The sequence below is a fragment of the Rhodopseudomonas sp. BR0C11 genome (assembly GCF_010820945.1).
GTDB classification, from domain to species: domain Bacteria; phylum Pseudomonadota; class Alphaproteobacteria; order Rhizobiales; family Xanthobacteraceae; genus Rhodopseudomonas; species Rhodopseudomonas palustris_H.
On sequence record NZ_QTKI01000112.1, the window covers coordinates 1 to 12,609 of the forward strand.

The window sequence follows — 12,609 nt, forward strand, 5'->3', positions numbered from 1 at the left end:
GTTACGTTCGGCCAGGTGTTTGCCGCGCAGCCGTTCCGCAATCAGTTGGTGACGATGACGCTGACCGGGGCTCAGCTCAAGGCGGCGCTCGAACAGCAATGGGCAGAGCCGGCGCGGCCGCGAATTCTGCAGGTGTCGAAGGGCTTTCAGTTCGCCTGGGATGCGGCGGGCGCCTCGGGTGCGCGAATTCCGCCGGACAGGATGACCTTGAACGGAGCGCCGATCGATCCGAACCGCGCCTACCGGGTCACGCTGAACGCCTATCTGGCGGCGGGGGGCGACGGCTTCACCGTGTTCAAGGACGGTGCTGCACTGCAAACCGGCGTGTACGACGTCGACGCGCTGTTCGCCTATTTCAAGACGCACAGTCCGGTTGTGCCGCCGCCGACCGACAGGGTGACGCGCTTGAATTGAGCGAGCTCTAGTTGTTTGTTTTGACGCGTTTTCTTCGAGCGGAGCAGTTTTCATCTCGCTCGAAAACGCTCTAAGCCTTAAGCGGCCCTTTCGCTCGCCGCAGCGAGTAACTACATTCATTCGAATGTAATACAGACACAGATCGGCGCCCGGGCACTTCTGAATGACCACGCTTTTTCTGACCCATTCCGCGTGCCTCGACCATCACACGCCGGAAGGACATCCTGAGCGCGCGGCGCGCCTCGCCGCCATCAACAAGACGCTGGGCGAAGAACGCTTTGCACCGCTGGCGCGCGCGGAGTCGCCGATCGGCTCGCTCGAGCACATCGCGCTGTGCCACACCGATCACCACATCGTCGAGCTGCGCCACATGTCGCCGTCGACCGGCATCGTCTATGTCGACGGCGACACCTCGATGTCGCCGGGCACATTCGAAGCCGCGCTACGCGGCGTCGGCGGTTCGGTCGCCGCGGTAGATGCGGTGATGAAGGGCGAGGCCGCCAACGCCTTCGTCGCCACCCGGCCGCCGGGTCACCACGCCGAAATCACCAAGCCGATGGGGTTCTGCTTCTTCGGCAATGCCGCGATCGCCGCGCGCTACGCCCAGCGCCAATATGGCATCGAGCGCGCCGCGGTGGTGGATTTCGACGTCCACCACGGCAACGGCACCCAGGACATCTTCTGGGGCGATCGCACCGTGATGTATTGCTCCACCCACCAGATGCCGCTGTTCCCGGGTACCGGCTCGCAAGGCGAGCGCGGCGAATATGACAATATCGTCAACGCGCCCCTGGCTTCCGAAGATGGGGGGACTGAGTTCCGGTTCGCGTTCGAGCAGCTGATCCTGCCCCAGCTCAAGCGGTTTTCGCCGGAATTGATCGTGATTTCGGCCGGTTTCGACGCCCATTACCGCGATCCCCTGGCCAGCCTGAACCTGCGCGCCGAAGATTTCGGCTGGGTCACCGAGCGGCTGATGGAGGTCGCAACCCAGACCGCCGGAGGCCGCATTGTCTCAGTCCTCGAGGGGGGATATGACCTCCAGGGCCTGAGTGAATCGGTGGCTGCGCATGTGGGCGCCCTGATGGGCGCTTGAACCAGCCGCCCCGCCAGGCGACCAAGAACAACAACCAAAACAATGCTGCCGCGCCCCAGCGCGTGCAGCCGGGAATGCGAAATGGCCGAAGCCGCAACCGCCGATGTGAAGAAGCTCAGCTTCGAGCGCGCCCTCGAGGAACTCGAGACCATCGTCAAGCGGCTCGAAGACGGCAAGGTGCCGCTCGAGGAGTCGGTCACGATTTATGAACGCGGTGAAGCTTTGAAGCGCCGCTGTGAGGATCTGCTGCGGCAGGCCGAAGCCCGCGTAGACAAGATTACCACCGACGCGCAGGGCGCTCCGACCGGCACCGAGCCGCTGGACGTGCAATAACCCCGACATCCGCAAAGGTAATTGCTTGCGCCGCCGTCCGGCCACGACCGTGTTTGCGGCGCAACACTGGAGTTCCGAAACTACCCCCATCAACCCTGTTGGCCGAAAGTTTACGCAGCCTGACCAAGCCTTGGGCGGCCGATGGTTGGATTTAATGACGGGTTTGTGTAAAGGTATGAGCTTATGCGCCGCGCTTGACACTCGCCGGGATGGCACTGTCAAGTTCGGTGGACGTGTGCAGCCGCAATAAGTGATCGAGGTCACTTCGACGATCGGGAGCGCACACTACGCTTCGATCGTTGATTTCTCCTGAAGTAGGAGTGCGGGAGCCGGGTGAGGCTCACGCAGACTGGACACTCGGACCATTCGTCGAGGGACTCACCACCCTATAGTTATAAGACTGGAATATCGCCGTGACCGAATTTAGCAAAACGCCGCTTCTCGACACCATTCGTACACCGGAAGATCTGCGCAAGCTGCGGGTCGATCAGGTTCGGCAGGTCGCCGACGAATTGCGATTGGAGACGATCGACGCGGTATCGGTCACCGGCGGGCATTTCGGCGCCGGTCTCGGCGTGGTCGAGCTGACTACCGCACTGCACTATGTGTTCGATACCCCGCGCGACCGCCTGATCTGGGACGTCGGCCACCAAGCCTACCCGCACAAGATCCTGACCGGCCGCCGCGATCGCATCCGCACGCTGCGTACGCCGGGCGGCCTGTCCGGCTTCACCAAGCGCACCGAGAGCGATCACGACCCGTTCGGCGCCGGCCACTCCTCGACCTCGATCTCGGCCGGCCTCGGCATGGCGGTGGCCAGCGAGCTGTCGGGCGTCAAGAACAACGTCATCGCGGTAATCGGCGACGGCTCGATTTCAGCCGGTATGGCCTATGAGGCGATGAACAACGCCGGCGCGATGAACTCGCGGCTGATCGTGATCCTCAATGACAACAATATGTCGATCGCTCCGCCGGTCGGCGCGATGTCGTCGTATCTGTCGCGGCTGTATTCGGGCAAGACCTACCGGTCGCTGCGCGAGGCCGGCAAGCAGATCGGCAAGCACCTGCCGAAGCTGATCGCCGACCGCGCCGCCCGCGCCGAGGAATATTCCCGCGGCTTCATGATGGGCGGCGGCACCCTGTTCGAAGAACTCGGCTTCTACTACGTCGGCCCGGTCGATGGTCACAATCTCGACCACCTGCTGCCGATCCTGCAGAACGTCCGCGACGCCGACACCGGCCCGTTCATGATCCACGTCGTCACCCAGAAGGGCAAGGGTTACGGCCCGGCGGAAGCGGCGGCTGACAAGTATCACGCGGTGGTCAAGTTCGACATCGCCACCGGCGCCCAGGCCAAGGCCAAGTCGAACGCCCCGTCCTACCAGAACGTGTTCGGCCAGAGCCTGGTCAAGGAAGCCCAGAAGGACGACAAGATCGTCGGCATCACCGCGGCGATGCCGTCGGGCACCGGCATCGACATCTTCGAGAAGGCCTTCCCGAAGCGCACCTTCGATGTCGGCATCGCCGAACAGCACGCCGTGACCTTCGCGGCCGGCCTCGCCACCGAAGGATACAAGCCGTTCTGCGCGATCTACTCGACCTTCCTGCAGCGCGCCTACGACCAGATCGTCCACGATGTCGCGATCCAGAAGCTTCCAGTGCGCTTTGCGATCGACCGCGCCGGCCTGGTCGGTGCCGACGGCGCCACCCACGCCGGTTCGTTCGATAACGCCTATCTCGGCTGCCTGCCCAACATGGTGATCATGGCTGCGGCGGACGAAGCCGAACTGGTGCACATGGTCGCCACCCAGGTGGCGATCAACGACCGTCCGAGCGCTGTGCGCTATCCGCGCGGCGAAGGCCGCGGCGTCGAAATGCCGGAAGTCGGCGTTCCGCTGGAAATCGGTAAGGGCCGCGTCATCCGCCAGGGCAACAAGGTCGCGCTGCTGTCGTTCGGCACCCGCCTTGCGGAAGCCGAGAAGGCCGCCGACGAACTCGCCACCCTCGGCCTCTCCACCACCGTCGCCGACGCGCGCTTCATGAAGCCGCTCGACGTCGAGCTGGTGCTGAAGCTTGCCCGCGATCACGAAGTGCTGCTCACCATCGAAGAAGGTTCGATCGGCGGCTTCGGCAGCCACGTGATGCAGACGCTGGCCGAGCACGGCATGCTCGACGGCGAAGTGAAGATGCGCGCGCTGGTGCTGCCCGACGTGTTCCTGGATCACGACAACCCGGTGGCGATGTACGCCCGCGCCGGCCTCGACGCCAAGGCGATCGTCAAGAAGGTGTTCGATGTGCTCGGCAAAGACGCCAAGGCCGACACCGTGAAGCTGGCCTGATCCGGCTGCTTTCGCTAATTCATCAGGACGGCGGCACGGGCGACCGTGTCGCCGTTTTGTTTTAGGCGCCCATGAAGATCTACCTCGCCGGCCCCGACGTGTTTCTGCCCGATGCGCTGCAGATCGGCCGGCGCAAGGCCGAGCTGTGCGCGGATCACGGCTTTGCCGGGCTGTTTCCGCTCGACAATGCGGTCGCGCTCGCGGCGCACGACGCGTCGCTGCAGATCTTCCGCGGCAACGAAGCGATGATGAATGAAGCCGACGCCATCATCGCCAATCTGACGCCGTTCCGCGGTCCCAGTGCCGACGCCGGCACGGTGTACGAACTCGGCTACATGGCCGGACGCGGCAAGCTGGTGCTCGGCTATTCGAACGATCCGGCGAACTACGTCGCGCGGGTCAAGCAGTTCGAAACCGTCGAGAGCCGCGACGGCCTGCTGATCGGTGCCGATGGTCTTGCGGTCGAAGACTTCGGCCTCGCCGACAATCTGATGCTGATCCACTGCCTCGATCTGCACGGCGTGCCGCTGGTGACGCCGCGCGAGATGCCGGCGGATCCATGGCACGACCTCGACAGCTTCGCCGCCTGCGTCCGGATCGCGGCGGAGCGGCTGCGGCCGCATCGAGCGCGCTGACCATGGCGAAGCCACCGGAGTCCACGCCGCGCAAACGCGCCGATGTCGTACTGGTCGAGCGCGGCCTGTTCGATAGCCGTGCGCGAGCGCAGGCGGCGATCGAGGCGGGGCTTGTAGTTGCGGACGGCAAGCCGGTCACCAAGGTCTCCGAGCCGATCGCGCTCGACGCACAGCTTGAAGCGCAGCCGGCACACCCCTGGGTATCGCGCGGCGGCGTCAAGCTCGCCGGCGCGCTGGAACGCTATCCGATCGAGATCGAGGATCACGTCTGCCTCGATGTCGGCTCCTCCACCGGCGGCTTCACCGAGGTGCTGCTGGCGCACGGCGCCGCGCTAGTGTTTGCCGTCGATGTCGGCCGCGATCAGCTCCACGCTTCGCTGCGCGGTCATCCCAAGATCGTCTCGATGGAAGAGACCGACATCCGCAAGCTCGAAGGCACGCGGCTGCCGCAGCGGCCGGACGTGGTGGTGATCGACGCCAGCTTCATCTCGCTGAAGCAGGTGCTACCCGCGGCGTTGTCGCTCGCCGCATCGCCGATGAGTCTGTTGGCGCTGATCAAGCCGCAGTTCGAGGCGCCCTCGAAGCGCGGCATCGTGCGCGACGCCAAGGTGCATCGCGCGGTGTGCGACGACGCGATCGCCCTCGCCGCCTCGCTCGGCTGCCGCGACATCGAGGTCTTTGCGTCCTCGATCGCCGGCGGTGACGGCAATGTCGAATTCTTCCTCGGTGCAAAGCGTGGCTAAGAGCCTTCAAGACGCGACGTCTTGACCGGAACCAAAGTCTTACTCCGGCCGCAACTTCGGCTATGGTGCGCGCCATGACCGTACCTGGTTCCAACATCGCCGCCGGCGCGCTTGCGCCGGCGAAATCGTCTGCGTGGCGGACAGAGCTGATCGAAACGCTGTGGCTCGCGTGGCCGATGGCGATGACGCAGCTCGGCCAGATCGCAATGATGACCACCGATCTGGCGCTGATCGGCCGGCTCGGCGACGCCGCCGTGGCCGCGGCTGCGCTCGCGCATATCGTGCTGTTCTCGACCTTTACGATGGGCCTTGGACTGGTCTCCGCAGTGACGCCCCTGGCGGCGCAGGCGTTCGGCGCGCGCGCGCCGCGGCAGGTGCGTGCGTCGCTGCGCGTCGGGCTGTGGGCGGGTGTGATTGCCGGCGTGCCGCTCACGCTCGGCCAGCTCTATGGCGAAGAGCTACTGGTCGCGCTCGGCCAGAATCCTGAGACCTCGCGCCTCGCCGGCGATTATCTCGACGGACTGGCATGGTCGCTGGTGCCCGGCTGGCTGTTCATCGCGCTGCGCGGCTTCATGGGCGCGGTGAACCGGCCCGAGCCGGCGCTGTGGATCATGCTGACCGCAATCCCAATCAATCTCGGCCTCGCTTACATGCTGATCCACGGCTCGTTCGGTCTGCCGCGGCTGGAGATCTTCGGCGCCGGCCTCGCTACCACGATCGTATCCTGGGCGATGTGCATCGCCGCCGCGGTGGTGTGTGTGACGATGCGCCCGTTCCGGAAGTACCAAGTGTTCGGCGAGCTGTTCCGGTTCGACAGCGAGCTGATGCGCCGGCTGCTGCAGCTCGGCTTGCCGATCTCCGGCGCTTCCGTGCTGGAATACGGCGTGTTCGGCGCCGCGGCGCTGCTGATGGGCAAGTTCGGCACCACCGCGCTCGCCGCGCATCAAATCGCCCTGCAGGTCGCCGCGATCATGTTCATGGTGCCGATGGGGATCTCGGTCGCCGCCACGGTGCGGGTCGGCCATGCGGTCGGCCGCGGCGATCCGCCGTCGGCGCGACGCGCCGGCTTTGCGGCGATCGTCCTCGGCTTCATATTCATGGCCGCGATGACGCTACTGGTCGCGCTGACGCGGCATCAGATCCCGCAGCTGTTCCTCGGCGATTCCGACACTTCGATCGAAACTGCGACGTTGACTGCTGCGCTGCTGATCGTCGGCGCGAGCTTCTTCATTGCCGACGGCCTGCAGGTCGTCGCCAACGGCGCGCTGCGCGGCCGGAACGACACCAAGGTGCCGCTGCTGTTCGCGGTGCTCGGGTTCTGGCTGATCGGCTTTCCGTTCTGCTGGGTGCTCGGATTCCATACCGACCTCGGACCGTTCGGTGTCTGGATCGGGTTGGCAATCGGCCTGACCGTCTATGCTGCGTTGCTGGTATGGCGCTTCCACCGGCTGACGCGCGACGCGATGGCGGCGGCCGTCGCCGCCTGATCACTTCCGGCTTTACGGCCTGCCGGCCGGGGACTATCGCATCGCCATGATCCAGACCCTGACGATCGATCAGCTCGGCCACCGCGGCGACGGCGTCAGCCTGTCGCCAGGCGGCACGACTTACGTGCCGTTCGCGCTGCCCGGCGAAACCGTCGAGGCCGAACCGGTGCAGGGCCATCCCGACCGCCGCAAACTGCTGCGCGTCGAGGTCCCCAGCCCCGACCGGGTGGCACCGTTCTGTCCGCATTTCGGCGTGTGCGGCGGCTGCGCGATCCAGCACTTGCGCGACGAGCCGTATCGGACGTGGAAGCGCAACCTGGTGATCGAGACGCTGGCGCAGGCGGGGATCGACGTGCCGGTCGATCCGCTGATCGATGCCCACGGCGCCGGACGCCGCCGCGTCACGCTGCATGCACGCCGAGGCACGCATGACATCCTCAAGGTCGGCTTCAGCGCCAACGCGAGCCACGACATCATCGCCATCGATCACTGCCCGATCCTCGATTCGGCGCTGAGCGGCGCGCTGGAAGCAGCCTGGGCGTTGGCCGAAGCGCTGACGCCGGTCGGCAAGCCGCTCGATATTCAAGTCACCGCCACCGAGAACGGTCTCGATATCGACGTGCGCGGCTCGGGCCCGCTGCCGCCGAAGATGATCACTTCACTCTCGCAGCTCGCCGATAAGCACAAGCTCGCGCGGCTGACACGGCACGGCGAGTTAGTCCTGCTGCGGCGACCGCCGGTGGTGGCGATCGGCAAGGCCAAGGTGACCTTGCCGCCTGGTGCGTTTCTGCAGGCGACGGCGCTCGGCGAACAGACGCTCGCGGAGCTGGCGATGGCGCATCTCGGCCGCGCCAAGCAGGTCGCGGATCTGTTCTGCGGCGTCGGCCCGTTCGCGCTGCGCCTCGCCGAGAAGGCGCGGGTGTTCGCCTGTGACAGCGACGCGCAGGCCGTCACAGCGCTGCAGAAGGCCGCACCGGCGACGCCGGGGCTGAAGCCGGTGAAGGCCGAAGCGCGCGATCTGTTCCGTCGCCCGCTGGCACCGCCCGAACTCCGCGACTTCGACGCCGTGCTGTTCGATCCCCCGCGCCAGGGCGCACAGGCGCAGGCCACGCAACTCGCGGCCAGCCGGGTGCCGCTGCTACTCGCCGTCTCCTGCAACGCCACCACCTTCGCCCGCGACGCAAAGCTGCTGATCGATGGCGGCTACAAACTCGAACGCGTGATCCCGGTCGATCAGTTCAAGTACACGCCGCATGTTGAGTTGGTGGCGGTGTTACGAAAGCAGTAGTTCAAAGCGTCATTCCGGGGCGCTCGCGAACGCGAGCGAACCCGGAATCTGGAGCTGTCGAGCAACCGGCGTTTCAACATATCGGGATTCCGGGCTCACGCGCTCTGCGCGTGCCCCGGAATGACGAAGTACACCTACCCGATCGCGATGCCGCCGCCGATGGTGCGGTTGAGGACCTGGGTGGTGCGCTCGATGCGTTCGGCGGCGCTGTTGAGCGCGGCGGCGACGGCGCGGTTGGTCGACACGGTGCGATCGAGCGAAGCGGCGCGGTCGTTGCGCAAAGCATCGACTTCCTGCTGCAGCGAGGCGATGCGGCCGTGGGCGTCGAGGAGTTCATCGGCCATCATCAGCGCCGCCATCACAGTCAGCCGCGCATCGCCGATCTCGCCGAACCGGCCACGCAGGCTCTGAATCCGCGTCTCGAGATTTTCAGCGAGCCCGAGCAGTTGCGGCTCCTGGCCCGGCTCGCAGGCCATCCGGTATTGCCGGCCGTTGATGGTGACGCTGACGTGGTTGGCGGATCCAGCGGAGTCGCTCGAGCTCATGACTCCTCCTCGGCCGGCTGTGGATCGCCCGCTTCCGTGTCGAGCACGTGGCGAATGGTGTCGATGGCGGAGTCGAGCCGCTGCGCGATCTCGCGGTTGGCCCGCTCGAGCTTGCGGCTGCGCACCAGCGCACCGTCGAGTTCGTCGGCGAGGCGCGACCGATCGGCGCCGAGCGCCTGGATTCGCGAGGCCAGCTCGTCCTCGTCGCGGTCGGCCTCGGCACGCCGTTCCACCGCGCTTTCCAGCGCTTCGAGCGCCGCCGCGAGGCGGCGAGCCGCCGCAACGATCTCGGCCGGTGCCTGATCGGCAGCGATGGAACCGTGGGCAGGACGATCCGTCATGCTCGTTGCGCGACCCCTCGCAAGCTCCCACACCTGAGGTCTCTGGGACCCCCACAAAAGCCACGATTGAACAAGCCTTTAGGGCATGAAATTTACGTGGCGCAGAAGCCCAGCGCAACGCTGCCGCTGAACTATGCACCGCAAAGCGCCCACTGCAGGGCCGGTTCCGGGGCGAAATGTTGGCCCTAGCGGTATCGGGTGCTATGCCGAACTGGCTTCCCCGGCTGTCCAGCCCCATCTGTTCTGTTCATCGCCCTGCCATGGAGGCAGGGCACGTTCCGATTCTACCGGAACAACCGCAACCCTCATTTTCAGGCGAGATCCATCATGGCGCAGGTCGATCATTCCCGTATGGCAAACGCAATCCGGGCGCTGGCGATGGATGCGGTGGAGAAGGCCAAATCCGGCCATCCCGGGCTGCCGATGGGCGCCGCCGATGTCGCGACCGTGCTGTGGTCGCAGTTTCTGAAGTTCGATGCCGCCGATCCGCACTGGCCGGACCGCGACCGTTTCATCCTGTCGGCCGGCCACGGCTCGATGCTGCTCTATGCGCTGCTGTATCTGACCGGCAACGAGGAGCTGACGCTCGCTCAGCTCAAGAATTTCCGCCAGCTCGACTCCAAGACGCCGGGCCACCCGGAGAACTGCATCACCTCGTCGGTCGAGACCACCACCGGCCCGCTCGGCCAGGGCGTCGCATCCTCGGTCGGCACGGCGCTGGCGGAGCGGCTGCTGCAGGCGGAGTTCGGCGACATCGTCGATCACTACACCTACGTGCTGTGCTCGGACGGCGACCTGATGGAAGGCGTCAGCCACGAGGCGATCGCGCTCGCCGGGCACCTCAAGCTGTCGAAGCTGATCTTCCTGTACGACGACAACGGCATCTCGATCGACGGGCCGCTGTCGCTCACCGACAATGTCGACCAGGTCGCGCGCTTCCAGGCGCATGGCTGGAATTCGTTCCGGATCGACGGTCACGACCACAAAGCGATCGCCGACGCGATCCGCCAAGCCCAGGCCTCCGACCGGCCGACCATGATCGCCTGCAAGACCACGATCGGGTTCGGCGCGCCGCATAAGGCCGGCACCTCGAAGGCGCATGGCGAACCGCTCGGGGCCGAAGAGCTTGCCGGCGCCAAAAAGGCGCTCGGCTGGGACTACGGCCCGTTCGAGATTCCGGACGACGTGCTCGGCGCCTGGCGCAATGTCGGCAAGCAAGGCGCCTCCGCCCGTGCCGACTGGCTGACCCGGTTCGACGCGCTGCCGGCGGACAAGCGCGAGGATTTCAAGCGCCGGGTGATCGACCGTAAGCGGCCGGCGGCGATTGCGGATACCATCCGTACGCTCAAGGACAAGCTGGTCGCCGAACCGCAGACCATCGCCACCCGCAAGGCCAGCGAACTGGCGCTGGAAGCGCTGACGCCGGTGGTGCCCGAGCTGCTGCTTGGCTCTGCCGACCTGACGCCCTCCAACAACACGCGCGTCAAGCAGGCCAAGGACGTGACCCCGGACGATTTCTCCGGCCGCTACATCCACTACGGCATCCGCGAGATGGGCATGGCGGCAGCGATGAACGGCCTTGCGCTGCACGGCGGCTTTGCGCCGGCCGGCGGCACCTTCCTGTGCTTCACCGACTATGCGCGGCCGTCGATGCGGGTCGCTGCGCTGTCGCATGTGCCGGTTGTCTACATCATGACCCACGATTCGATCGGGCTCGGCGAAGACGGCCCGACGCATCAGCCGGTCGAACACCTCGCTGCGTTGCGGGCGATGCCGAACATGCGGGTATTCCGCCCGGCCGACGCGGTCGAGACCGCCGAATGCTGGCAGCTCGCGCTGGAGAACACCAACGGGCCGACCGTGCTGGCGCTGTCGCGGCAGAACCTTGCTCAGGTCCGCACCGCGACCTCCGAGGCCAACCTCTGCGCCACCGGCGGCTACGAGCTGATCCCGGCGCCGGGCAAGGCGCAGGTGTCGATCTTCGCCACCGGCTCCGAGGTCGAGATCGCGGTCGCGGCGCAGAAGCTGCTCGAGGTGCAGGGCGTCGCCGCCCGCGTCGTCTCGGTGCCGTCGCTCGATCTGCTGCTGGCGCAGGACGACGCCACCCGTGCGACGATCATCGGCGATGCGCCGGTCAAGGTCGCGGTCGAAGCCGCGGTGCGGTTCGGCTGGGACGCGGTGATCGGTCCGGACGGCGGCTTCGTCGGCATGACCGGCTTCGGCGCCAGTGCGCCGGCCAAGGACCTCTACAAGCACTTCGGAATTACCGCCGAGGCCGTGGCGGACGCCGCTAAGCGTCGGCTCGCCGCCTAATATCGCGGCGCCCGCACGCGGGCGATTAAGGATCGCGCAATTTTTCGAGCGCGGCAGTTCACCGCATCAGGTGGGCCGCGCCTGCGGTAAGTCTTTGATCTGAATCATGAACGAGCGGATTGCAACCGCTCGGTATTTTGGGCATGAAACCGCGCAAGAGTACGGGGAGCGCCCCGTCGTAGAATTGAAAATCATCTGCAGCGAGGAGAAGTTGGATGGCAGTTCGGGTCGCGATCAATGGGTTTGGCCGCATCGGCCGCAACGTTATGCGGGCGATCTACGAGTCCGGTCGTAAGGATATCGAAGTCGTTGCGATCAACGATCTCGGCCCGGTCGAGACCAACGCCCATCTGCTGCGCTTCGACTCCGTCCACGGCCGCTTCCCGCACGAGGTCAAGGTCGACGGCGACACGATCGATGCCGGCCGCGGCAAGATCAAGGTGACGGCGATCAAGGATCCGTCGGCGCTGCCGTACAAGGAAGTCGGCGTCGATATCGCGCTGGAATGCACCGGCATCTTCACCGCGCGCGATAAGGCCGCCGCGCTGCTGACCGCCGGCGCCAAGCGCGTTCTGGTTTCGGCTCCGTCGGACGGCGCTGACGCGACCATCGTGTATGGCGTCAACCACGCCACGCTGTCGAAGGACCACATGGTGGTTTCGAACGGCTCGTGCACCACGAACTGCCTGGCCCCGGTCGCCAAGGTGCTCAACGACACCGTCGGGATCGAAACCGGCTTCATGACCACGATCCATGCCTACACCGGCGACCAGCCGACGCTGGACACCATGCACAAGGATCTCTACCGCGGCCGCGCCGCGGCGATGTCGATGATCCCGACCTCGACCGGCGCCGCCAAGGCGATCGGCCTGGTGCTGCCCGAGCTGAAGGGCAAGCTGGACGGCGTCGCGATCCGCGTGCCGACCCCGAACGTCTCGGTGGTCGACCTCAAGATCATCGCCAAGAAGGCCACCACCAAGGAAGAGATCAACGAAGCGATCAAGCGCGCCGCCGAGCAGGAGCTCAAGGGCATCCTCGGCTACACCAACGCGCCGAACGTCTCGATCGACTTCAACCA

Annotated in this window: 12 protein-coding genes; 10 read left to right on the top strand and 2 right to left on the bottom strand. The window is 65.9% G+C overall.

Annotation, left to right across the window (positions count from 1 at the left end):
• The 8 genes from DYI24_RS11190 to DYI24_RS11225 form a co-directional block, all read left to right on the top strand.
• The coding region (locus DYI24_RS11190; protein WP_205523474.1) for a 5'-nucleotidase C-terminal domain-containing protein at positions 1-414 on the top strand (414 nt) is incomplete at its 5' end.
• A 163-nt stretch (positions 415-577) separates the two neighbouring features.
• The gene (locus DYI24_RS11195) at positions 578-1,507 is read left to right on the top strand and encodes a histone deacetylase family protein (protein WP_107343104.1); all 930 of its coding nucleotides are present in this window, start codon (positions 578-580) and stop codon (positions 1,505-1,507) included.
• Positions 1,508-1,588: 81 nt separating this feature from the next.
• Entirely contained in the window at positions 1,589-1,840 is a 252-nt protein-coding gene (locus DYI24_RS11200) for an exodeoxyribonuclease VII small subunit (protein ID WP_107343103.1), read from the top strand.
• Between the two features lie 413 nt (positions 1,841-2,253).
• Entirely contained in the window at positions 2,254-4,179 is a 1,926-nt protein-coding gene (gene dxs / locus DYI24_RS11205; protein WP_107343102.1) for a 1-deoxy-D-xylulose-5-phosphate synthase, read from the top strand.
• Between the two features lie 71 nt (positions 4,180-4,250).
• Complete coding sequence (locus DYI24_RS11210) at positions 4,251-4,814, top strand: nucleoside 2-deoxyribosyltransferase (protein ID WP_164572339.1); 564 nt, start codon at positions 4,251-4,253, stop codon at positions 4,812-4,814.
• 2 nt (positions 4,815-4,816) lie between these two features.
• Positions 4,817-5,557 carry a TlyA family RNA methyltransferase gene (locus DYI24_RS11215; protein ID WP_164572340.1) on the top strand — a complete coding sequence of 247 codons (741 nt, stop codon included), beginning with the start codon at positions 4,817-4,819 and terminating at the stop codon, positions 5,555-5,557.
• A 62-nt stretch (positions 5,558-5,619) separates the two neighbouring features.
• Positions 5,620-7,044: an MATE family efflux transporter gene (locus DYI24_RS11220; protein WP_164572341.1), complete on the top strand. Its 1,425-nt coding sequence runs from the start codon at positions 5,620-5,622 to the stop codon at positions 7,042-7,044.
• A 46-nt stretch (positions 7,045-7,090) separates the two neighbouring features.
• On the top strand, positions 7,091-8,332 hold the full coding sequence (locus DYI24_RS11225; RefSeq protein ID WP_164572342.1) for a class I SAM-dependent RNA methyltransferase: 1,242 nt from the start codon (positions 7,091-7,093) through the stop codon (positions 8,330-8,332).
• Positions 8,333-8,466: 134 nt separating this feature from the next.
• On the opposite strand, the gene DYI24_RS11230 is transcribed toward DYI24_RS11225, so the two are convergent.
• Together DYI24_RS11230 and DYI24_RS11235 are read right to left on the bottom strand one after the other, a co-directional pair.
• Positions 8,467-8,877 carry a cell division protein ZapA gene (locus tag DYI24_RS11230; protein ID WP_107343097.1) on the bottom strand — a complete coding sequence of 137 codons (411 nt, stop codon included), beginning with the start codon at positions 8,875-8,877 and terminating at the stop codon, positions 8,467-8,469.
• Positions 8,874-9,218 (bottom strand): DUF4164 domain-containing protein, encoded by a 345-nt coding sequence (locus DYI24_RS11235; protein WP_164572345.1) that lies wholly within the window; start codon positions 9,216-9,218, stop codon positions 8,874-8,876. The genes DYI24_RS11230 and DYI24_RS11235 overlap by 4 nt, the downstream gene beginning before the upstream one ends.
• A gap of 327 nt (positions 9,219-9,545) precedes the next feature.
• Between DYI24_RS11235 and tkt the strand changes: the two genes are divergently transcribed.
• Entirely contained in the window at positions 9,546-11,531 is a 1,986-nt protein-coding gene (tkt, locus tag DYI24_RS11240; RefSeq protein ID WP_164572343.1) for a transketolase, read from the top strand.
• A 215-nt stretch (positions 11,532-11,746) separates the two neighbouring features.
• Positions 11,747-12,609: type I glyceraldehyde-3-phosphate dehydrogenase (gene gap, locus DYI24_RS11245; protein WP_164572344.1), on the top strand; the 863-nt coding region annotated here is incomplete at its 3' end.